The following is a 21,562-nucleotide window of genomic DNA, read 5'->3' as shown; positions in this document are numbered from 1 at the left end:
AGCGTTCATCCTGAGCCAGGATCAAACTCTCCAATAAAGTTAGTTTGTCTAGCATCTAAAATAAAAATTGACGTTTCACGTTGTTTGTTTCGTTCAGTTTTCAAAGAACTAAAAGCGGGTGAAGAGAATCGAACTCTCGACCAGAGCTTGGAAGGCTCTTGTTTTACCACTAAACTACACCCGCGTGGTCGGGAAGACAGGATTTGAACCTGCGACCCCCTGGTCCCAAACCAGGTGCTCTACCAAGCTGAGCCACTTCCCGTAATTGGCGCGCCCGAGAGGAGTCGAACCCCTAACCTCTTGATCCGTAGTCAAACGCTCTATCCAATTGAGCTACGGGCGCTTATTCATGATGTTTTTTCGTCGTTGTAATTTGGCGACTCAATTATCTTATCATACTACATTTTCAAATGCAAGCACTTTTTTAAGAATTTTTTGATGCGGCCGAGAGGACTTGAACCTCCACGGGGTTTCCCCCACTAGGCCCTCAACCTAGCGCGTCTGCCGTTCCGCCACGACCGCGCGGAAAAAACAAAAGTGAGCCATGAAGGACTCGAACCTTCGACCCTCTGATTAAAAGTCAGATGCTCTACCAACTGAGCTAATGGCTCGTAAATGGCTGGGCTAGCTGGATTCGAACCAGCGCATGACGGAGTCAAAGTCCGTTGCCTTACCGCTTGGCTATAGCCCATCGAAATAATTATCTTCTTTTCAAAGACAAATGTTATTGTAACATAATGTCCAATAAAAAACAACTGCTATATAGCAGAAGTTAAAATGGCGGTCCCGACCGGGGTCGAACCGGCGATCTCCTGCGTGACAGGCAGGCATGTTAACCACTACACCACGGGACCATTTGGTTGCGGGGACAGGATTTGAACCTGCGACCTTCGGGTTATGAGCCCGACGAGCTACCGTGCTGCTCCACCCCGCGACAATACTATTCATATAAAATTATATGGTGGAGGATGACGGGATCGAACCGCCGACCCCCTGCTTGTAAGGCAGGTGCTCTCCCAGCTGAGCTAATCCTCCGAAGTGGTGACCCGTACGGGATTCGAACCCGTGTTACCGCCGTGAAAGGGCGGTGTCTTAACCACTTGACCAACGGGCCAATATGTATGGCAGAGAAGAAGGGATTCGAACCCTCGCACCGCGTTAGCGATCTACTCCCTTAGCAGGGGAGCCCCTTGAGCCACTTGGGTACTTCTCTGTATGGCTCCGCAGGTAGGACTCGAACCTACGACCGATCGGTTAACAGCCGATAGCTCTACCACTGAGCTACTGCGGAATAATGAAGACAATTTGTATCTTATAAAAATTCTCTCTGTAAGTCAAGAAGTTTTTAACAACATCTTGTTCAAACGTGACATGTTTATAATATACTGGATTGCGTTTTTACTGTCAAGATGTTTTCGATATCGGTTTGAGTTTCCCTTTACACTTTCCACAGACATAACTTTTTATATTTATTTGACGCCTTCTTACATATTGAAGTGAACACTCCATACATTCATACTTATAAATCTTTTTTTCCTTCTCTTCATTAATCATTCGTTTACAAAAACGTGGTGCATCAACTTTCTTTAACAACTCACGAAAATCCCTGTCCCTGTGCTTATACCCTCTTCCTGCAATATGTAAGTGATAATGACAAAGCTCATGTTTAATAATCCCGACTAACTCTTCTTCACCATACAATTCGTAATATCGATAATTCAGTTCGATATTATGACTCTTCAATAAATAACGCCCACCAGTTGTACGTAATCTATTATTAAACACCGCTTTATGTAAGAACGGCATCTCAAAGTATTGTAGTGACACTTCTTCCACTAGTCGCTGAATTTCTTGCTCATCCACTCTCATTCCTCCTAAACAAAAAAATATTTTTACACTTTTCTCCCTTCTTATACATATATTAAATAGTACATATACCCATCCTCATGTAAGAAGCGTGGTTTCTAAAAACAAAACATGAATAGAAATCCACTCACCAACCTCTCATCAATAGCATTTTAGATTTTTGAGAGCAGGATTAAACAAGGAGGGATTCCTATGCCTACGTGGCTAAAAAAACAAATGCAACGTGCATATTTCGAAAAAAACCGGTATCAAATTAAGTTATTAAATGAATGCTGGTTTTATTATAGCAAAATACATCAAAGCTCATAATCCATTACACTTTTTATTTCATAAAAAAAGAGCAGTTTCATCTGCTCTCTTCTCTTACTATTCAATCGGCAACATAGATAGTGCAACGCGTCCTTTTTTTGTATCAATATCATCTACCCATACTTTTACAATTTGCCCTACTGATACAACATCTAACGGATGCTTTACAAACTGTTTGCTAAGTTTAGAAATATGTACTAAACCATCTTGCTTTACACCAACATCAACAAAAGCACCAAAATCAACAACGTTACGAACTGTTCCTTCTAGTTCCATACCACGTTTTAAATCTTCTAATTTCAAAATCCCTTTTTTCAAAAGTGGTTTAGGCAACTCATCCCTCATATCTCGTTCAGGACTAATAAGCGCATCTATAATATCAACTAACGTCGGCTCCCCAACTCCTGTTTCTTGAGATAACTTAGAAATCTCTACTTCTTCCAATCTCTTTTGTAATTGCGGTTGTCCTACGTCATCTATCGATAACCCTAGACTCTTCAATAACAATTCAACATTTTTATATTGCTCTGGATGAATACCTGTTCGATCTAATGGATTCGCTCCTTCTAGTATACGTAAGAAACCTATACATTGTTCATAAGTCTTTGCACCTAAACGTGGGATTTTCTTTAATTCCGTGCGCTTCGTGAATTTCCCATCTTCTTCTCTCTTTGCTACAATATTTTTCGCAACAGTTTTCGATAAACCTGAAACATATTGTAACAATGCAACCGAAGCCGTATTTACATTAACCCCAACTTGGTTAACAGCTGTTTCTACTACAAATGTTAATGACTCATTCAGTCTCTTTTGAGATACATCATGTTGGTATTGTCCAACCCCAACTGATTTAGGATCAATTTTCACAAGTTCAGCAAGTGGATCTTGCAGACGTCTCCCAATAGAAACGGCACTTCTCTCTTCAACTTGTAAATTTGGGAATTCCTCACGGGCTAAATCAGAAGCTGAATATACACTAGCACCCGCTTCATTTACAATAATATAAAAGACATCTCGGTTCACACTTTGTAATACATCTACTATAAACTCTTCTGTTTCTCTAGATGCTGTCCCATTACCAATTGCAATCATTTCAACTTGATATTTATCTATAATAGAAAGAACTTTCGTTTTTGCATCCTCATATTTACGAACAGGTGGATGCGGATAAATAACATCGATATGTAGTACTTTCCCCGTATCATCTACTACAGACAATTTACAACCAGTTCTATATGCCGGATCTACCGCTAGCACGACTTTCCCTTTCATCGGAGGTTGTAATAATAAGTTACGTAAGTTCTCAGAGAAAATATGTATTGCTTGTTCTTCAGCTGTTTCTGTTAATTCTTTACGAATCTCTCTTTCGATTGAAGATTGAATTAATCGTTTATAACCATCTTCAATCGCTAATTGTACATAATGTGCACTTTTCGAATCGTTATCACGAATTACTTTCTTATTTAAGAAGGTTACTATCTCATCTACTGGCGGAACAACAGCAACTCTCAATATATCTTCTTTCTCGCCACGATTCATTGCTAATACACGATGTGGTACTACTTTTTGCAATGGTTCTTCATAACTGTAATACATTTCATATATATTCTTTTCATCTTTTTCTTCATCTTTCACGGACGAAGACATAACACCTTTTCTAAAAGTAACATTTCGAATCCAACTACGATACGCAGCTTCATCTGAAACCATTTCTGCAATAATGTCTTGTGCACCTTGTAAAGCTTCTTCTGCAGATTGCACTTCTTTCTCTACATTAATAAATTCCACTGCCTTTTTAGCCGGATCTTCTTTCTTATATAACAATAACCATTCAGCTAATGGTTCTAATCCTTTTTCTTTAGCAATTGTCGCTTTCGTTCTTCTTTTCTCTTTATATGGACGATATAGATCTTCTACTTCTTGCAACTTTGTAGCTTTAACAATTTGCTGTCGTAGCTCTTCTGTCAGTTTCCCCTTCTCATCAATAAGACGAAGAACTTCTTCCTTCCTATCTTCAAGTTGCATCATATATTGCCATCTCTCTAAAATCGTACGAATTTGCACCTCATCTAAAGAGCCTGTCCATTCTTTTCGGTAACGAGCAATAAATGGAACTGTGTTACCTTCTTCTGTTAATTGAATAACATGACGAACTTGCTTTTCGGTAAAGCCTAATTCTTTCACTAACATTTTCATTAACGCTTGTCGATTATCTACCATTTCCATATACAACCGTAACCTCCTCTATAATAAAAAAAGTTGCCCTTCAAAGAGAGCAACTTAAACTGCCGATTTAAAAATCTATTAGTCCTAAACTAATTTGTAACGCTTCATCTACACGACTCATCATCACTTCATCCAAATGAGTGATTTTGTCCGTTAAGCGTTGCTTATCGATTGTTCGAATCTGCTCAAGTAAAATAACAGAATCTCTCTCAAAACCATACTTTTTCGCATCAATTTCCACATGAGTGGGTAATTTCGCTTTTTGAATCTGTGCAGTAATAGCCGCTACAATCACCGTTGGACTAAAACGATTTCCGATGTCATTTTGAATGACAAGAACCGGACGAACGCCTCCTTGCTCAGAACCAACAACTGGGGAAAGGTCTGCAAAATACACGTCGCCGCGTTTTACAATCAAAATATTACCCCCCGCTAACTAAGCGTTCTACTGTATGAGCTGCTTCATACTCTGCTAAGAAAGCTTCAGATGCAATACCAAGATTAATTTTTCCCATTTCAATGTACCCACGTCGCATTGATTCATGTTGGTAGCGTTTCTTCGTCTTATGTTGACGCAATAACAATTGTGTTGCCTGGCAAATTAGTTCATGGCGATTCTTATTCTCTTGTTTTCCAATTCCGTCCAATTCCGTTACCATTTGCTTTGGCAACCGAACCACGATTTCAGTAGTTACACTTGATTCGGACACAAAAATACACCTCCACCGTCAACTACACACCCAAATATATATATGACACCTATTGTAATAATACCATTGTATGGAGCCTGTTGCAAAGACTTCCTTATTCCTTGCTTATGTTTTCCAATTCACAAACAAAACATTCATCTTCTTAAATTTTTTATCTCATAACTCACTAAAAACAATAGAACTCCTCTTCAAAACTTACGTGCAACTTATATAAAAAATGATTATAAGTAAAAAGCTTCTCATCAAAAAGAGCTTATTATCCAGCAATGAACAGTCACCCCAATGACAAGAAGCAATCATACTACCTTCTATATATTGTTCAAGTAATTAATTATCTCTACAACCTTACCATTCCGTATAAATATTCTTGGGACACGGAAACTGATCGTTGCAATAATTTCATAATTAATAGTCCCTGAGTATTCCGCAACCTCTGTAGCGCTAATATACTCATCTCCTTGCCTTCCAATAAGCGTAACTTTCGTACCAAGTGGCACTTCACAAGGAAGATGAATCATGAACTGATCCATTGTTACTCGCCCTACAATCGGTACCCTTTTACCATTTATAAGCACTTCAAATCCTTGTAACCTTCTAAGCCACCCATCTGCATAGCCAATCGCTACAGTCGCAATCCATTCTTCAGTTTTCGTTCGGTAGGTGACATTATAACTAATTCCATCACCTTTAATTACCTGTTTAATATGAGCGACTTTCGTATGAAGTGATAGCGCCGGTTCTAATTCAAATGGTAAAAAAGGACGTATTTCTACAGAAGGAGATAATCCATACATTGCAATCCCAATTCGCACTGCATTAAATGTAATCCCTTGAAAACGTAACGTCGCAGCACTATTAGCTGTATGAACAAACTTAGGATCCACTCCGAATTCTTTCAACCAACTTAACTGCTCTAAGAACGTGTTATATTGCTTATCAAAATACGAAGTCTCAACCTCATCTGCCGTTGCAAAATGCGTGTATACTCCTTCTAACTCTAAAAACGGTGCACCCTCTAAACTCTTTAAAAATTCTTTTAGCTCTTTTCTTTCACGTATTCCAATTCTCCCCATACCACTATCAAAGTTAATATGGAATTTCATTACAGATGAACCATCCCAAAGTTTAATTGCTTCGTCCACCCATTCTTTTTGAAAAACAGTTAGCGCTACATCATTTTCAGCAGCTACATTTACATCACGCGGCGGCGAGGGACCTAATACTAAAATCGGCTCAGTAATACCAGCCCTCCGAAGCACTAAAGCCTCATCTAAAAAAGCAACAGCTAACCTTGTTGCACCTGCTTCTAATGCCGTTTTAGCCACCGGTACATAATCGTGCCCATATGCGTTTGCTTTAACTACAGCAAAAATCTCTACATTACTTGGGATGAACTCTTTAATATGTGTAACGTTGTTATAAATGGCATCTAAATCCACTTCCACCCAAGTGTCACGGTAAAATGGTGCTTCTTCCATAAATACACTTCCTTATACACGATATGCGAAGCTTATTCTTTTATATGCTTCTTTTATGAAATCCACCTTCAAACTAAGAAAAGACGTGGTGCACATATATCACCACGTCTAAGAAGTTTACTTCACCTGCTTCGCTGTAACTGAACGAGCAACCATTAACAGCTCCTTCGGCTCTAAACCTTTAGACACGAGCATATATTCTACTCCGTTATGCGACCACGTTACAGAGTCTTTTGTTAATGCACCAATCGTAAACCCAAGATCAACTGGTTCTCCACTTACACTTACCGCTGATGATGCCTCTGCAACTTTTGCCTTTTCTTGTATTAAAGTAAAGGATTTCTTATTTCCAGTGTATGTGAGTATCGCACGCTTGCCACTGTCTGTCTTCAACTCTTTTTCATCTTGCAGAGTCATACCTTGTGGTGTATCAAGTGGATACAAAATAGCAAACGGTTTGTCTTCTTTCGCTGTTGTTTGAACATCTACCTGCGCTCTAGACATATTTTGTTTCGTATCAAATGCACCTTTATCAAATTTCGCATCGAATTTCACTTTAGAGAAATCTACTTTCACAAGAACATTTTGATCATTATCCATTAACTTCACTGAAACTGGAGTCAAGTCGCTCTTATTCAATGTAATCTCTTGTCTCGGCAACATATTTTGATGTTGATAGTTTGTTTTTGTTTTAAAAATATAATACTTATCTGTTTTCTCAAAAGTAAGGTTTTTCTTGTCCTGCAAAATATCTCTTACAAGTGATTCATATAAATAAGCCTGGCTACTATTTTGCGGCCAATCACTTTGAAAACGGAAGCTCTTATTAAGCGCTGGCGTTAATACAAATACACCTTCTTCATTTCTCAAAATAATTTGGCTCTGATCTTTTTTTGCATTTTTTAAATTCACACGATAAAAAGACGGTTCCTTATGCCAAATCTCTACGTTATACTCTTGAGGCTCATTGCCTGTTTTAATAGATAATTTTGCCTCAGCTTGATAACTTTTCATCCCTTTTACTTTTGATTCTAAATCTCTCACGACATCATCTTGCTTCTTTTCCATACAACCCGCCAACACAAAAACGGTCAACAAACCGACAAGAACTAAAAACAGACGCCTTTTCATCAATTCAGCCCCTTTGCCCCTATAAATGAATGGAAGATGTACCTTCCTTATCGCTACCTCAAATATATGAGACAAAGATATAAAATATGCAGACTAGCGTGACGAGCTTTCTAAAACAACTTGAGCAACAGCAAATTCCTTACTATGACTAATTGATAAATGAACAATATGCTCTGTACTTGTAATCAGAATTGGCTTACCTCTTTCATCATTTTTCACTTCAACATCTAAAAAACTCACTTCTTTTCCGATACCAGTACCTACAGCTTTTGAATACGCCTCTTTCGCTGCAAACCTTCCAGCTACAAACTCTGTAAGGCGACTTCCTTTCAGCTCCATAGCAACATTACGTTCATTTTCCGTTAAAATACGTTCCATAAATTTAAGCTTTCCATCTAGCATTTTTTCAATACGATTTAATTCAATAATATCGATACCAATCCCTATAATCATTTCGAAATCCCCTTCTTCTATTTAACTTTCTTCTTTCATATTGATAAGAATAACAGAGAATCTTTCTGATGCAAAAGGGGTGATAGTAACCGTATGCTAATAAGATCCACTCATATTTCTTTACAACCGACTATTCTTACCTTACTGCTTATTCATTTAGTCATGATGATATTAGGCGACTTTTTTCTCTTACCACTGGCAGCCTCTAATGAATATATCGCGAAAGGAGAATGGTGGCGTGTCATAACTTCTCTTCTCGTACACGTAGACTTACAACATTTTCTTTCTAATAGTATTTTTTTGTTTGCTCTTGGTTCTTCTATCGAAAAGCAACTCGGACACTTTTCTTTTTTTATTCTATTTTTTCTCTCTGGAATTTCTGGAAATATTTCTTCTTATATTATTATGCCGCTTGAATATATTCACGCAGGTGCATCAGGTGGTATTTTCGGACTATTAGGTGCACAGTTATTTTTATTGTACAATCGATACCGCTCTTCAAAACCAAAAGAAATTGCCATTTTCTCAATTATGATACTTCTATTACTGCTATTTACTTTCTTTAACCCTTCTGCCAATCCGATCAGTCATTTAACAGGTTTAATAACCGGTGGCATTTTAACCCCTTTTTTAACAAAAAAAAACGATGGTGCAAAGCTTATTTAATATAAAAGCTTGCACCATCGATAATTTCTACATCTACTTGTTCACTTAAATCTCTCATTAATTGAAATAAAGACTCATCCTTCATCTTCGCCTCAATCATACAATCAATTTGCGGAACACTTCCCTTTATCCTTCTTAAAAAAGATAAAAATGCGTCTACATTAATATAATCTGCATGAGCTCTTGGATCTTTTCCCTCTCTAGGGCTAGAGATATGCATTTTAATCGGCAACAAAGACGTTTCCCACGTATGAACAACACGTGCCCAATCTTCATACCAATCTTCTTGCTCATTATTCATCATATGGTGATGCAAGTCAAATACGACGGGAATATCTAATTTTTCTCCTAAATATAATGTTTCCTCTAACGTAAAGGTTGTATCATCATTTTCTAATATAATCATTTCTTGAATACCCCTTGGGACATTCGACCAATTCTCTATAAAGCGCTCTAATGCAAGTTCTTTATCTTTATATCCTCCTCCAACATGCAGTACACATCGTTGCTTATGTTCAATCCCCATGCCTTTTAATAATTTTTTGTGCATCTGCAATGTTTTTACAGATTGTTTAAAAACACTCTCCTCAGGTGAATTTAGTACAACAAAATGATCTGGATGGAAATCAATTCTCATATTCATATGAACTGCATATTCACCTAGTTTTTTTAAATTTTCTTTTAACGGACGAATATAGTTCCACTCTAGCAATTCCTCATGATTCGCTAAAGGAATGAGCTTTGAACTGAGCCGAAAAAAAGATATGTCATGTCCTTTATTATGCTTTAATAAACGTAAACAATTTTCTAAATTGGAATTAGCAATTCTTTCAAGCTTACGAATTGCAGCATCACGATCATCTAATTTCTGAAACTGTGCATACGTCATCGTTTGAGATGGAGATGCATTCTTCAAATGTACACTCATCGCAACGTAACCAAGCCTTACAAGCATATAACAGCCCCTTTTCTATCATAACTATTATGTAGTATGCACAATTATAGAAATAAAAAAAGAGAATGCCCGCAAAGGGCATTCTCTTTTTTTATTAAGCTTGTGGACGGCTATGATGTTTTCTTTCGCCGCGTCCATTTGAAGAACCAGGGCGACCTTGGCCTTCACCTCTACGACCACGACTACCACCATCACGATTACGATCGCGGTTACCATCACGATTGCGATCACGGTTTCCGTCACGATTACGTCCATCACGGTTACGGTCACGATTACGTCCATCGCCACCGCCGCGTGCATCACGACTACGATTACGGTTACCATCACGGTATCCGCCTCCGTTACCGCCGCGTTTTTTAGAACCGCCGCCTCTTGAAACAACAGGTGGTTCTGATGTTAAAGCGATCGGAGTTGTATCCGGCTCTTTAGTCATCATTTTTAAAGCAGCAGCTACTACTGTTACAGAGTCATTTTCTTCTAACATTTCTTCTGCAATACGCTTGTAGTATGCTAAGTTTTCATTTTCAATTGTGCTTTGAAGCTTTTCAGCGATTAAACGTTGTTGACCTTCTAATGCCTCGTCAAGTGTCGGTGCATCCATACGGTCCATTTTACGTTTTGTTGTACGCTCGATATTTTTTAATTGTCCTGATTCACGTGGTGTTACAAATAGCATTGCAATACCTTTTTTACCTGCACGACCAGTACGACCGATACGGTGAACGTATGATTCTGGATCTTGTGGAATATCGAAGTTATATACGTGCGTTACGCCTGAAATATCAAGACCACGTGCAGCAACGTCTGTTGCAACAAGAACTTCAATAGAACCTTCTTTAAATTTACGTAATACAGACATACGTTTCGCCTGAGTTAAATCACCGTGAATACCTTCTGCAGCATAACCACGTAAGTTTAATGCTTCTGATAATTCATCAACACGACGCTTTGTACGACCGAATACGATTGCAAGCTCTGGAGATTGAATATCTAATAAGCGTGTTAACACGTCAAACTTTTTCTTTTCTTGCACTTCTAAATAGAACTGCTGAATGTTTGGCATTGTTACTTCTTTTGCTTTTACTTTAATGTGTTGAGGCTCAGTCATGAAACGCTCAGCAATACGGCGGATTGGATCCGGCATTGTCGCTGAGAATAGTAATGTTTGATGTGTTTCTGGCACATCTGTTAAAATTGCTTCAATGTCTTCAATGAAGCCCATGTTTAACATTTCATCCGCTTCGTCAAGAACAACTGTCTCTACGTTTTGCAGACGAAGTGTTTTACGGTTAATATGATCTAAAATACGACCCGGCGTACCAACAATAATGTGTGGGTGTTTTTTTAGAGCACGAATTTGGCGGTTAATATCTTGACCACCATAAATTGGTAAAATACGAACGCGTTTATGCTTACCAATTTTGTATAATTCTTCTCCAACTTGAATTGCTAATTCACGCGTTGGCGCGATAACAATACCTTGAACCGATTCTTTATGTGTATCCACTTTATCTAATAGTGGTAATCCGAATGCTGCTGTTTTCCCTGTACCTGTTTGCGCTTGCCCAATAATATCTTTACCTTGCAATGCATGTGGAATTGTTTCAGCTTGAATTGGTGTAGCCTCTTCAAAGCCCATACTTTCAACAGATTGCAGTAAAGAATCACTTAATCCTAATTCTCGAAATGTTGTCAATGTTACTTCTCCTTTTCTATCCTATACTTATCATTTAAAAAAAGGCGTTTTCCGAATTTGCGGAAAAGCCCTTTTCCTGAATGCTCACGTATATAAACGGGCGTATATTCTTCACGAAAATACTTCTAAACGTTATTACACTTTATCAATTATAAGTTTTGTATGTGTAAAAAGCAAACCCAACTGTTACCTTATTTTCATATTCAGAGTTTTTTTCTTCACTTTTATTTTTTTATATTTACTGTAAGCGCTTATTATAAGTTTCTTCTATTTTCGTAACTATCATCCCTATTTATATACACCAATTATTTCAACATCGTAATTACTTCTTCTAATTTCATACCGCGAGATGCTTTTATTAATACAACATCTTTCACATCGACTACTGCTTGTAAATCTTTTACTAACTCTTCTTTATTATCATACGCCTTTACACGTTCATTAGGGAAATTAATTTTCGCTCCTTCAGCAATTTGAGCCCCTAATCTACCGTATGTGAATACATGTGAGATTTTTGCTGGATCAATTAATTTTCCTACCTCATAATGGAACTGTACTTCTTGATCTCCAAGTTCTAACATATCACCGAGCACAACGATTTTTTTAGCAAAACCATCTAAACCATTCATTAAATGGAATGCTGCTTCCATAGCCGTCGGGCTTGCATTATAAGCATCGTTGATAATTGTTAAACCACTATTTGTTTTCACAATTTCCATACGCATGCCCGTCATTTGAAGTGTTACTAAACCTTCTTTCATCTCTTCCCACGTTACACCAAAATGTTTCGCAATTGCCATTGAAGCAAGTGTATTATACACATTATGTTTTCCTAACACCGGTAAGTAGAATGAAATATTTTCATCTCTATTCATTTTGAAATGTGTCCCAGTTGCTTGTAATGTTACAGTCGTTGGATAATAATCGTTTGCTCTTGCATCACCAAACGTAACCGTTTCTGCTGCTAAATTCATTCCAGGAACACGATTCGTTAATAAAGGCTCATCTCCGTTATATACGAACACGCCACCTTCTTGTAATCCTGTAACAATTTCTAATTTCGCCTCAGCAATTGCCTCACGAGATCCTAAATCCATTAAATGTGCCTCACCAATATTTGTAATGATAGCTGCATTAGGACGAGCTAACTTAGATAAGAATTCAATTTCGCCTCGGCTTGACATACCCATCTCTAATACTGCTACTTCTGTATTTTCTTCTAAGTTTAAAATGGTAAGAGGTAATCCGATATGATTATTGAAGTTCCCTTCTGTTTTTTGCACTTTGAATTTAGTCGCAAGAAGACTTGTTACAATATCTTTCGTAGATGTTTTACCGTTACTACCCGTTACACCTACAACTTTAACATCCAATTGATCGCGATAGTTTTTCGCTAACATTTGCAATGCCGATAGCGTGTCTTCTACAAAAATAACCGGAAGATTCTCAGGTGGATTCGCTACATCTTTCATCCATAATGTAGCCACAGCTCCATTTTCAACAGCTTTATCTACAAAAGCATGTCCATCGAAGCGCTCCCCTTGAATCGGAACATACAAGTTTCCTTTTTCAATTTTTCTCGTATCAATAGACACGCCTTGAATAGTAATTCCCTCATATTGCTCTGCTAATTCAGTACCATTTACCATCTGTTCCACTTGCTTTAACATTCGCTTTATCATATATAAACGCTCCTTACATAGAGGAAGCACTATTCCTATGAATAGTGCTTCCTCCTTTTTTGTTAGATTGTATATTTAATTTTTTGTTTTTCTTCGTGACGTTCAATCGCTAAACGAATTAGCTCTTCGATTAATTCTGGATACGGTAACCCAGTATGTTGCCATAATAGAGGGAACATACTGAACGGTGTAAATCCTGGCATTGTGTTTACTTCGTTAATATACACTTCTCCATCTTTCGTTAAGAAGAAATCAGCTCGCGTTAAACCTGCACCGTCTAATGATTGGAATGCAATAATCGCATCACGCTTAATTACATTAGATTCTTCTTCTGTCATTTCAGCTGGAATAATTAGCGCCGTATCACCATCGATATATTTCGACTTATAATCATAGAAGTCCTTTTTCGGAACGATTTCACCTACAACTGAACATTTCGGCTCATCATTACCTAGTACCCCAACTTCTACTTCACGACCTACAATATTTTCTTCTACAATAATTTTGCGATCAAATTGGAATGCCTCTACAAATGCATCCTCAAGTTCTTCACGATTTTTACACTTATTAATACCAACACTTGAACCAAGGTTCGCTGGTTTTACGAAGCAAGGATATCCTAACTTATCTTCTACTTTAGAATAAGCTTCCTCACGATTTTTTTCCCATGCACTACGAATGAAGGATGCATATTTTGCTTGTTTTAAACCAGCCTCTGCAAAGATGTTTTTCATAACAACTTTATCCATACCAGCAGATGATGCTAGAACACCATTTCCTACATAAGGGATATTCATTAATTCTAATAGTCCTTGAACCGTTCCATCTTCACCGTTTGGTCCATGTAGTAATGGGAAAATAACGTCAATAGCGTTCTCCTCAGAAGCTGCAGATGGGATAATTTCTGTACTTAATGATAACGGAGAAATCGCATTTTCTGCACCGCTCATTTTTAAAGCTTCAACATCTGTTACTTCGCCTTCAATACGCTCACCGCGTACCCATTGACCTTGTTCTGTAATATAAATTGGATGAATCTCGAATTTATCTTGATTTAACGCTTTAATAGCAGCAAGAGCCGTCTGTAGCGAAACTTGATGCTCAGCTGATTTTCCACCATATAATAAACCTAATTTAATTTTCGTCAATGAAATCACCCTAACCAATTGTTTTCATTTTTCTATTTTAGCACTTTTTATAAAAATAGGTAGTTCCTATTTGAAATAAAATGTAACTTCCATAAATAATTAAATAACATCACTTATTGGTTTTTCATTTCATTTTCTATATAACTACACAAAATAAAATGGCAATCTAATCTAGTTATGTACCTAAAATATGTAGAAATCCCCTTTTTTGTGTATGTCACCTATTCACTAAGAAGATTGTTTGGTTAGTGTGTCTTTTTGCCTTTGCTCCACAAGGCGATCTAAAGAAACATATACAATACCTGCAACTACACATCCTACAGCTAAAATTGTAAATAGAAAGTGACCAAGTAATCGATCTAATAAAAAACCGCCCAAAAGTGGACCAAATGCGCTTCCTGTAATCCACTGCAAACTTGCAGCTCCCATATAAGTCCCTCTCAAATGCTCAGGGGCCAAATTTGCTACAAATGTCATCTGTACAGGCGACATAATCATCTCACCTAACGTATATATAGCATAAACGAACAGTAGTATTATTAAAATAATTGTAGCATTTGTATTAAATTCTCCAAACCACTTCGGTAACCACCCTATAAAAAATAATCCAATCCCGAATAAACATGCACCATATAACATCGTCTTCCCGACCGGTTTATCCGTAGCCCATTTTGAAATTTGAAACTGGAATAAAACAACTAATAGTCCGTTTAACGCCATTAAATATGGATATGGATTGTTCGTTCCAAAAATACGCTTCATTTCATTATCAAAATGTAGTGGCAACATGCCTTCGGTTTGAGAAAACCCCATCGAAATGATAATGCCTGCTAATAAGTAAATCATTAATACCTTATCTCGCATTACAATTTTCCAAACTGCCCCAGCTTCCTTTTCTTTATGTTCTTCCTTATCTGTCCTTTTTGGCATCGTCTCTTGAATAAGAAGTAATACAAGTAACGCATAAAATAGCATTGTAGAAGAGGCAATAATAAACACAAGTTTCTTTGACAACACAACTACTGATGCTCCCATTATCGGACCAATCGCAGCACCTATATTGTGTCCCATTCGTAATAAACCATATGCCTCTGTTCTTTTTTCTGGTGCCGTTACATCCGCGACCATAGCTGATGCAGCTGGATGAAATAAAGAATTACTCAACCCTAAAAAAATAGATAAAATTGCATATGGAATAAATCCTTCTATAAATAGAAAACCGAGCATTAATAATGCATTACTTGCCATAGAAAATATCATAATAGGCTTTCTTCCATATATGTCAGCAATTCTCCCTCCTATAAGTGATCCAAAACTTGCAGCAATTGGAGAAAGCGCCATAATAACCCCAACTTCCAACAACGAATCTACCTTATCTTTTAAATATAATGCAAAAAAAGGCATTAACATCATCATTGCAATTCCATTTAACGTCTCTCCAATAAATCGAATCCATACGTTACGGTCCATCTCCCTTAACTCACGCCACGTATTTTTCATCATTTCACCCCTTTAGTTAGCCAACAATTATCTTATAATAAGTTCAGAAAAATGTAAATTTTCAAATAAAAAAATCCATTCTAACAGAATTAGAATGGATTTTTTCGCTTATAAATTTGCAACATCTTCTTCTTTTTTACTATTATTTAAAGCACTATGTTTTCGGCTATATAAGAAGTAAACCGCTATACCAATAACCATCCATATCCCAAAACTAATCCATGCTGTCCCTGATAATTGAAGCATTAAGTATAAACAGAAGATCACTGTTAATGCTGGTAAAAATGGTACAAGCGGAGCCTTAAATGCCCTTGGTAAGTCTGGATGAGTTCTTCTCATTACGATTACCGCAACAGCTACGAGTGCAAATGCTGACAATGTCCCCATATTTACAAGATGTGCTAAAACATTTAAATCTATTAATCCTGAAATCAGTGCCGCAATAATCCCCGTTGTCCATGTATTTAAAAATGGTGTTTTAAATTTTGGATGAACTTTAGCAAGACGCTTCGGTAGTAAACCATCTCGGCTCATCGCATAAGAAACACGAACTTGCCCATACATCATAACTAGCATTACTGTTGTAATTCCTGTAATTGCTCCTACTGAAATTACCCCCGCTAAACCATCTTGTCCAATAAATTGAAGTGCAAAAGCAACTGGATCTGATATATTTAGCTGTCCGTATGGAACAATTCCTGTCAAAATAAGCGACACAACGATATAAAGAACTGTACAAATTAATAACGATGCAATAATACCAATTGGTAAATCACGTTGCGGACGTTTCACTTCTTCTGCCGCTGTTGAAACTGCATCAAATCCTATAAATGCGAAGAATACTGTAGCCGCTCCAGCCATTACACCATCTAAACCAAATGGCATAAAAGGCGTCCAGTTTTCAGGTTTCACATAATTAAAACCAGCAAAGATAAAAATAAGAACAACTGCTATTTTAATAAATACCATAATGTTATTTACTCGTGCACTTTCACGAACACCCCTAGATAAAAGAACTGTCATCACTAAAATAATTAGAACTGCAGGTAGATCAATTATTCCACCCTTACCTGTACCAGGAGCCGAGGAGAGAATAGTCGGAATATGAATTCCAAACCCCTTTAATAAAGATTGAAAATATGCAGACCAACCGTTCGCTACAGCAGATGTAGCAAGTAAATATTCCAGCATTAAGTCCCAGCCAATTAAAAATGCGAATACTTCCCCCATCGTCGCGTATGTATACGTATACACACTGCCCGAGACAGGAACTGAAGAAGCAAATTCAGCATAACAAAATGCAGCAAAGGCACAAGCTAGAGCGGCAATCGCAAATGATAATATAATAGCTGGCCCAGAATGTTTCGCTGCCACAACACCCGTTAGAACAAAAATACCAGTTCCAACAATTGCTCCGATTCCAAGCATAGTTAAATCTAGCGCGCCCAATGTTCTTGCTAACGTTTTTTGCTTACTTTCTTGCATTAACTTTGCAATTGGCTTCTTTTGAAAAATTTGCTTCATCTTTCACTCCTCCAAGTTTTAAATTTTCTGAAAATTTTTAATTCGCTTTTTTATTTTACTCATTACGCTTTTCCTAGTCAATACTTTTGTCGAAACAAGTAGAAATTCTTCTGAATATGCACAATCCTTATTATTCTTTCTATATATCTTTCCATTATTTTTTTGGTATTATTATACATGTCGATTCCGTGAAAAAGGCATGCCCCCTTATTGAGAGCATGCCTTTTTTACTTATTTCACAGTATATGAACCTTGTTCAATCCAGCTATACATATACTTTTCATCTTCTGTTTCATGTGCTTGTTTTACAATACGAAGCGGACGGAATGTGTCTATCATAACAGCTAATTCAAGCGTCTCTTTCTTCCCTATACTTGCCTCTGTTTTCCCCGGATGCGGTCCATGGGGAATCCCGCTCGGATGAAGTGTAATAGAACCTTCTTCCACACCTTTGCGACTCATAAAGTTTCCTTCTACATAGTAAAGAACTTCATCACTATTAACATTACTATGATAATATGGTGCCGGAATTGACTCTGGATGATAATCGTATAAACGTGGTACGAAAGAGCAAATAACAAAATTATGTCCTTCAAATGTTTGATGTACTGGCGGTGGCTGATGAATGCGCCCTGTAATTGGTTCAAAATCCTCTACATTAAATACCCACGGATATAAATAGCCATCCCATCCCACAACATCTAACGGGTGGTGTCCTAAAACATGTTTATGCATATAGCCTCTTGATTTTGTCATTACGACAAACTCGCCTTTTTCATCATATGTCTCTAATTTTTCTGGACCACGAAGATCTCTTTCACAAAACGGACTATGCTCTAACAATTGTCCGTATTCATTTCGATAACGACGCGGCGTTGTAATTTGGCTATTCGCCTCTACAACAAGAAACTTAGTCTCTCCTTCATCTGGAATAACACGATAAATCGTTCCAATTGGAATCGTTACATAGTCGCCTTTTCTATAGTGAATCGTTCCAAACATCGTTTCAATTTTCCCTGTTCCATAATGAACAAATAACATTTCGTCGCCATCACCATTACGATAGAAATAATCCATTTTTTCTGTTGGACTCACTACTCCAATTAATAAATCTTCATTTCCAAGTATGAAATTCCGTCCACTTATTGCATCACCACTTTTTTTACTTTCTTTCGTTCGAAAGTGGCGATGAGAAAGAGCAACATCCTCTTCATACTGCAACTGACAAGAATGCGATAATGCAGAATGACCTACTTCTGTCGGCATATAATGATGATACAAAATAGACTGCGTACCAGAAAAACCTTTTGTTCCCATTACCTGTTCACGATAAAGCGATCCATCTTTTTTACGAAATTGTACATGTCGTTTATGAGGTAGTTCTCCCATGTGACGATAAAACATGCCCATCACCCGCTTCCTTTTCTTTTTTGATCGTATTACGTAGTGTACCTAAACCAGTAATCGACAGTTCTACAACATCTCCATCTTGTAGCCACTCTTCTGTACCCAGTTCTAAAATACATCCTGTTCCTACTGTCCCAGAACCAATCACATCTCCTGGATATAACGTAACGTCCTCTGAAGCACGTTCAATCATTTCAGCAAATGTATAGTAAATATCTTGGAAGTTTCCTTTTGATAATAGTTTTCCATTTACATGAGCAGTCATTTCTAAATTATATCGATCACCATTACGATAAACGTCTAATTCCTCTTTCGTAACAAGATGTGCTCCTAAAGAAGTTGCAAAGTCTTTTCCTTTCGCTGGACCGAGACCTACTTTCATTTCTGTTGCTTGTAAGTCTCTCGCACTCCAGTCGTTCATAATACAATAACCAAAAATATATTCCTCTGCTTGCTCACGAGAAATATTTCGCCCTTCTCTTCCTATTACGCAAGCAATCTCCAACTCATAATCAAGCTTTTTAGACTTTTTCGGACCAATTACAAAATCACTGGAACCAATTACAGCACGATGATTAGTAAAATAAAAAACCGGAATATCATACCATTCAGGCACAACATCTAATCCTCTTCGTCCGCGAGCTGTTTTTACATGTTGTTCAAATGCGTAAAAATCTCGAATACTACTCGGATTAGGAAGAGCAGCTGTCAATTGTACTTCTTCTAAAGCATATATACCCTTATTTGGATTCTTAATATTCCGCACTACTTCTACATACTCATCCGCTTTCTCTAAAAAAGCAATCATAGAAGAAGGGATTTTCCCTTCACTAGCAAGATTCATATCTATTACTTTGTCACCTTCAAGCCATCCAGCCCGTAGTTCTTTTGAAGGAAGACGAAATGTAACAAATTTCATCCTGATTCCTCCTTATAAAAATGAAATTTCCACCAGCAAAGGGACTTTTGCTGGTGGATACAAATCTTATAAGTTTCCGCGACGCTCTTGTTCTCTTTCAATTGATTCGAATAACGCTTTAAAGTTTCCTTCACCAAATCCACGAGAACCTTTACGTTGAATGATTTCAATAAATAAAGTCGGGCGATCTACAATTGGTTTCGTAAAGATTTGTAGTAAGTAACCTTCATCATCACGATCTACTAAAATCTTTAATTCTTTTAACTTATCAATTTCTTCATCGATTTTTCCAACTCGTGCAGTTAACTCATCATAATAAGTATCAGGTGTATCTAAAAACTCCACCCCATTTGCACGAAGCGCTTCAACTGTTTTAACAATATCACTTGTTAATAAAGCAAGATGTTGTACACCAGCTCCATTATAGAATTCTAGATACTCTTGAATTTGTGACTTTCTCTTTCCATCTGCTGGTTCGTTAATAGGAAACTTAATACGACTTCCATTCGTCATAACTTTCGACATTAACGCCGAATACTCTGTACTAATATCGTCATCATCAAAATGAATCATTTGTTTAAAGCCCATAACATTCTCGTAATAACTAACCCACTCTTCCATTTTTTCAACATTACCAACTACATGATCAACAGCAATTAAACCAGACTCTTCAAATGGAATATTAAATTCTACCTTTTGGAATCCTGGCATAAATGCCCCTTTATAATTTTTACGCTCTACAAGCGTATGAATTGTATCACCATACGTACCAATAACTGCTTTTTTCAATGTACCGTCCTCATCTGTTAATTCCTGCGGTGGAGCAATTGCGACGGCACCACGTTTCACTGCTTCTGAGTATGCTTTATCAACATCATCAACAAGTAGTGCCACATCCTTCACGCCATCACCATGAGTCTTTACAAACTCTGCAATACGATTTTCACTACTTAAAGCTCCAGACACAACGAAACGCATATTTTTTTGCACAAGAACATAAGATACCTTTTCACGGTTTCCAGTTTCTAATCCAGAGTAAGCCACAATTTTGAATCCGAACGCTCTCGCAAGATAATAACTCGATTGCTTTGCATTCCCTACGTAAAATTCCAAATGATCTACATCACGTACTGGAAAAAAGTCCTCCATTTGTGCAGCTAGCGTATCCATAGATTTTTGTTTCATAATATCTTCATCCCCCTGTAAATAGATTAAATGGTCCATACTTAAAACCAACCGAAAACGCTTCCAACGTTAATTAATAGAAATTAGTTAGCAAGCTAACAAATTCTGACCTTTAAAATTTTCTATCTTTTCTGTCAAATTCCTCTTTTTTTCTTACATATAAAATTCGACTTTTTTCTCTTTGAAATAAAGCGGGATTTTATTCAGTGGATTTTTGATTATTCGTTGAATCAAGTTTCAACCGCAACGTTTAATTAGCCATGCATGCTGGATAATGAGGTAACTTTAATACTTGAGGGGATATAAGAAGAATATAAAAAAGACTCCAACATATTAACTACTTACTAATACGTTAGAGTCTTTATTTTTTTTGAATGATTGTATTTATATATCTCATACTAATACATTTGCAAGGAATAGAATAAATGATGTTAATATTACCGCTCCACCTAAGGATCCTAATAAATCTGTTTTTGTTACTTGAAACACTTGTTCACTGTTCATATCCCTCATTCTCCTTCCTTTTTTGTTTGATTTAAAACTTCTATTATACTAATACACTTGATAAAAATACGATTAATGCTGTTAATACTACCGCTCCACTTGCTGATCCTACGAAGTCACCTTTTGTTACTTGTAATACTTGCTCTTTCATATCTTTCATTCTCCCTTCCTTTTCTTTTGTTACAAAGCTTCTATTATACTAA

Annotated in this window: 20 protein-coding genes and 12 tRNA genes; 2 read left to right on the top strand and 30 right to left on the bottom strand. The window is 37.1% G+C overall.

Going from position 1 to position 21,562, the window contains the following annotated elements; genetic code table 11:
- Positions 1 to 113: 113 nt before the first annotated feature.
- The 13 genes from ACTFP3_RS29590 to ACTFP3_RS29530 all read right to left on the bottom strand — a co-directional run bounded on the left by ACTFP3_RS29590 (position 114) and on the right by ACTFP3_RS29530 (position 1,863).
- Positions 114 to 184, bottom strand: a tRNA-Gly gene (locus tag ACTFP3_RS29590).
- A gap of 1 nt (position 185) precedes the next feature.
- Positions 186 to 262 (bottom strand) — tRNA-Pro (locus ACTFP3_RS29585).
- A gap of 4 nt (positions 263 to 266) precedes the next feature.
- A tRNA-Arg gene (locus ACTFP3_RS29580) sits at positions 267 to 343 on the bottom strand.
- 96 nt (positions 344 to 439) lie between these two features.
- A tRNA-Leu gene (locus ACTFP3_RS29575) sits at positions 440 to 522 on the bottom strand.
- Positions 523 to 538: 16 nt separating this feature from the next.
- A tRNA-Lys gene (locus ACTFP3_RS29570) sits at positions 539 to 611 on the bottom strand.
- 5 nt (positions 612 to 616) lie between these two features.
- Positions 617 to 691: transfer RNA gene (locus tag ACTFP3_RS29565), tRNA-Gln, on the bottom strand.
- An 87-nt stretch (positions 692 to 778) separates the two neighbouring features.
- Positions 779 to 854: transfer RNA gene (locus tag ACTFP3_RS29560), tRNA-Asp, on the bottom strand.
- Positions 855 to 857: 3 nt separating this feature from the next.
- Positions 858 to 934 (bottom strand) — tRNA-Met (locus tag ACTFP3_RS29555).
- 25 nt (positions 935 to 959) lie between these two features.
- A tRNA-Val gene (locus tag ACTFP3_RS29550) sits at positions 960 to 1,035 on the bottom strand.
- A 4-nt stretch (positions 1,036 to 1,039) separates the two neighbouring features.
- Positions 1,040 to 1,114: transfer RNA gene (locus tag ACTFP3_RS29545), tRNA-Glu, on the bottom strand.
- An 8-nt stretch (positions 1,115 to 1,122) separates the two neighbouring features.
- Positions 1,123 to 1,213 (bottom strand) — tRNA-Ser (locus ACTFP3_RS29540).
- Between the two features lie 3 nt (positions 1,214 to 1,216).
- A tRNA-Asn gene (locus tag ACTFP3_RS29535) sits at positions 1,217 to 1,291 on the bottom strand.
- A 113-nt stretch (positions 1,292 to 1,404) separates the two neighbouring features.
- A complete protein-coding gene (locus ACTFP3_RS29530; protein ID WP_440012041.1) occupies positions 1,405 to 1,863 on the bottom strand; it encodes a SprT family protein in 459 nt (152 codons plus the stop codon).
- A 195-nt stretch (positions 1,864 to 2,058) separates the two neighbouring features.
- Here ACTFP3_RS29530 and cmpA point away from each other — a divergent pair, with 195 nt between their 5' ends.
- A complete protein-coding gene (gene cmpA, locus ACTFP3_RS29525; RefSeq protein WP_001143642.1) occupies positions 2,059 to 2,175 on the top strand; it encodes a cortex morphogenetic protein CmpA in 117 nt (38 codons plus the stop codon).
- A gap of 57 nt (positions 2,176 to 2,232) precedes the next feature.
- Here cmpA and ACTFP3_RS29520 read toward each other — a convergent pair whose 3' ends face one another.
- The 6 genes from ACTFP3_RS29520 to acpS all read right to left on the bottom strand — a co-directional run bounded on the left by ACTFP3_RS29520 (position 2,233) and on the right by acpS (position 8,173).
- The gene (locus tag ACTFP3_RS29520) at positions 2,233 to 4,401 is read right to left on the bottom strand and encodes a Tex family protein (protein WP_440012039.1); all 2,169 of its coding nucleotides are present in this window, start codon (positions 4,399 to 4,401) and stop codon (positions 2,233 to 2,235) included.
- 67 nt (positions 4,402 to 4,468) lie between these two features.
- Positions 4,469 to 4,819, bottom strand: a complete 351-nt coding sequence (gene ndoA / locus ACTFP3_RS29515; protein ID WP_000635965.1) for a type II toxin-antitoxin system endoribonuclease NdoA — start codon at positions 4,817 to 4,819, stop codon at positions 4,469 to 4,471.
- Positions 4,820 to 4,823: 4 nt separating this feature from the next.
- A complete protein-coding gene (locus ACTFP3_RS29510; RefSeq protein ID WP_000004570.1) occupies positions 4,824 to 5,111 on the bottom strand; it encodes an antitoxin EndoAI in 288 nt (95 codons plus the stop codon).
- A 308-nt stretch (positions 5,112 to 5,419) separates the two neighbouring features.
- Positions 5,420 to 6,589, bottom strand: coding sequence for an alanine racemase (gene alr, locus ACTFP3_RS29505; protein ID WP_000390615.1), 1,170 nt, complete (start codon positions 6,587 to 6,589; stop codon positions 5,420 to 5,422).
- A 117-nt stretch (positions 6,590 to 6,706) separates the two neighbouring features.
- Complete coding sequence (locus tag ACTFP3_RS29500) at positions 6,707 to 7,657, bottom strand: LolA family protein (protein ID WP_002004297.1); 951 nt, start codon at positions 7,655 to 7,657, stop codon at positions 6,707 to 6,709.
- Between the two features lie 156 nt (positions 7,658 to 7,813).
- Complete coding sequence (gene acpS, locus ACTFP3_RS29495) at positions 7,814 to 8,173, bottom strand: holo-ACP synthase (protein ID WP_440012037.1); 360 nt, start codon at positions 8,171 to 8,173, stop codon at positions 7,814 to 7,816.
- Between the two features lie 93 nt (positions 8,174 to 8,266).
- Between acpS and ACTFP3_RS29490 the strand changes: the two genes are divergently transcribed.
- Positions 8,267 to 8,839, top strand: a complete 573-nt coding sequence (locus ACTFP3_RS29490; protein ID WP_000908523.1) for a rhomboid family intramembrane serine protease — start codon at positions 8,267 to 8,269, stop codon at positions 8,837 to 8,839.
- Here the strand turns inward: ACTFP3_RS29490 and uvsE are convergent.
- The 11 genes from uvsE to ACTFP3_RS29435 form a co-directional block, all read right to left on the bottom strand.
- Complete coding sequence (uvsE, locus tag ACTFP3_RS29485) at positions 8,832 to 9,794, bottom strand: UV DNA damage repair endonuclease UvsE (RefSeq protein WP_000961166.1); 963 nt, start codon at positions 9,792 to 9,794, stop codon at positions 8,832 to 8,834. The two genes, ACTFP3_RS29490 and uvsE, sit on opposite strands and share 8 nt — an antisense overlap.
- A 94-nt stretch (positions 9,795 to 9,888) precedes the next feature.
- Positions 9,889 to 11,490: a DEAD/DEAH box helicase gene (locus ACTFP3_RS29480; protein ID WP_000206585.1), complete on the bottom strand. Its 1,602-nt coding sequence runs from the start codon at positions 11,488 to 11,490 to the stop codon at positions 9,889 to 9,891.
- A 305-nt stretch (positions 11,491 to 11,795) separates the two neighbouring features.
- Complete coding sequence (murF, locus tag ACTFP3_RS29475; protein WP_000595957.1) at positions 11,796 to 13,172, bottom strand: UDP-N-acetylmuramoyl-tripeptide--D-alanyl-D-alanine ligase; 1,377 nt, start codon at positions 13,170 to 13,172, stop codon at positions 11,796 to 11,798.
- Positions 13,173 to 13,234: 62 nt separating this feature from the next.
- Positions 13,235 to 14,320, bottom strand: coding sequence for a D-alanine--D-alanine ligase (locus ACTFP3_RS29470; protein ID WP_000161427.1), 1,086 nt, complete (start codon positions 14,318 to 14,320; stop codon positions 13,235 to 13,237).
- A 228-nt stretch (positions 14,321 to 14,548) separates the two neighbouring features.
- Complete coding sequence (locus tag ACTFP3_RS29465) at positions 14,549 to 15,820, bottom strand: MDR family MFS transporter (RefSeq protein ID WP_440012035.1); 1,272 nt, start codon at positions 15,818 to 15,820, stop codon at positions 14,549 to 14,551.
- Positions 15,821 to 15,928: 108 nt separating this feature from the next.
- Entirely contained in the window at positions 15,929 to 17,344 is a 1,416-nt protein-coding gene (locus ACTFP3_RS29460; protein ID WP_000809361.1) for an amino acid permease, read from the bottom strand.
- A gap of 231 nt (positions 17,345 to 17,575) precedes the next feature.
- On the bottom strand, positions 17,576 to 18,748 hold the full coding sequence (locus tag ACTFP3_RS29455; protein ID WP_013141710.1) for a homogentisate 1,2-dioxygenase: 1,173 nt from the start codon (positions 18,746 to 18,748) through the stop codon (positions 17,576 to 17,578).
- A complete protein-coding gene (locus ACTFP3_RS29450) occupies positions 18,714 to 19,670 on the bottom strand; it encodes a fumarylacetoacetate hydrolase family protein (RefSeq protein WP_000674004.1) in 957 nt (318 codons plus the stop codon). Before ACTFP3_RS29450 ends, ACTFP3_RS29455 begins: the two co-directional genes overlap by 35 nt.
- A gap of 66 nt (positions 19,671 to 19,736) precedes the next feature.
- Complete coding sequence (gene hppD / locus ACTFP3_RS29445; RefSeq protein WP_000810922.1) at positions 19,737 to 20,855, bottom strand: 4-hydroxyphenylpyruvate dioxygenase; 1,119 nt, start codon at positions 20,853 to 20,855, stop codon at positions 19,737 to 19,739.
- A gap of 393 nt (positions 20,856 to 21,248) precedes the next feature.
- On the bottom strand, positions 21,249 to 21,359 hold the full coding sequence (locus ACTFP3_RS29440; protein ID WP_001083690.1) for a DUF3948 family protein: 111 nt from the start codon (positions 21,357 to 21,359) through the stop codon (positions 21,249 to 21,251).
- 43 nt (positions 21,360 to 21,402) lie between these two features.
- A complete protein-coding gene (locus ACTFP3_RS29435) occupies positions 21,403 to 21,519 on the bottom strand; it encodes a DUF3948 family protein (protein WP_000654250.1) in 117 nt (38 codons plus the stop codon).
- Positions 21,520 to 21,562: the final 43 nt, after the last annotated feature.

Origin of the sequence: Bacillus cereus group sp. MYBK5-2 (genome assembly GCF_051915685.1) — a bacterium.
In the GTDB taxonomy this organism is placed as follows: domain Bacteria; phylum Bacillota; class Bacilli; order Bacillales; family Bacillaceae_G; genus Bacillus_A; species Bacillus_A cereus.
Note: the sequence above shows the minus strand (reverse complement) of the source record. Positions and strands in the feature narration are given on the sequence as shown.

What these genes read in the sequence shown, in the direction of transcription:
- cmpA (WP_001143642.1), top strand. Translation starts at nt 2,059, where the DNA reads ATGCCTACGTGGCTAAAAAAACAAATGCAACGTGCATATTTCGAAAAA.
- ACTFP3_RS29440 (WP_001083690.1), bottom strand. Translation starts at nt 21,359, where the DNA reads ATGAACAGTGAACAAGTGTTTCAAGTAACAAAAACAGATTTATTAGGA.
- ACTFP3_RS29460 (WP_000809361.1), bottom strand. Translation starts at nt 17,344, where the DNA reads ATGAAGCAAATTTTTCAAAAGAAGCCAATTGCAAAGTTAATGCAAGAA.
- ACTFP3_RS29490 (WP_000908523.1), top strand. Translation starts at nt 8,267, where the DNA reads ATGCTAATAAGATCCACTCATATTTCTTTACAACCGACTATTCTTACC.
- ACTFP3_RS29450 (WP_000674004.1), bottom strand. Translation starts at nt 19,670, where the DNA reads ATGAAATTTGTTACATTTCGTCTTCCTTCAAAAGAACTACGGGCTGGA.
- uvsE (WP_000961166.1), bottom strand. Translation starts at nt 9,794, where the DNA reads ATGCTTGTAAGGCTTGGTTACGTTGCGATGAGTGTACATTTGAAGAAT.
- hppD (WP_000810922.1), bottom strand. Translation starts at nt 20,855, where the DNA reads ATGAAACAAAAATCTATGGATACGCTAGCTGCACAAATGGAGGACTTT.
- murF (WP_000595957.1), bottom strand. Translation starts at nt 13,172, where the DNA reads ATGATAAAGCGAATGTTAAAGCAAGTGGAACAGATGGTAAATGGTACT.
- ACTFP3_RS29520 (WP_440012039.1), bottom strand. Translation starts at nt 4,401, where the DNA reads ATGGAAATGGTAGATAATCGACAAGCGTTAATGAAAATGTTAGTGAAA.
- alr (WP_000390615.1), bottom strand. Translation starts at nt 6,589, where the DNA reads ATGGAAGAAGCACCATTTTACCGTGACACTTGGGTGGAAGTGGATTTA.
- ACTFP3_RS29435 (WP_000654250.1), bottom strand. Translation starts at nt 21,519, where the DNA reads ATGAAAGATATGAAAGAGCAAGTATTACAAGTAACAAAAGGTGACTTC.
- ACTFP3_RS29465 (WP_440012035.1), bottom strand. Translation starts at nt 15,820, where the DNA reads ATGAAAAATACGTGGCGTGAGTTAAGGGAGATGGACCGTAACGTATGG.
- ACTFP3_RS29500 (WP_002004297.1), bottom strand. Translation starts at nt 7,657, where the DNA reads ATGGAAAAGAAGCAAGATGATGTCGTGAGAGATTTAGAATCAAAAGTA.
- acpS (WP_440012037.1), bottom strand. Translation starts at nt 8,173, where the DNA reads ATGATTATAGGGATTGGTATCGATATTATTGAATTAAATCGTATTGAA.
- ACTFP3_RS29455 (WP_013141710.1), bottom strand. Translation starts at nt 18,748, where the DNA reads ATGTTTTATCGTCACATGGGAGAACTACCTCATAAACGACATGTACAA.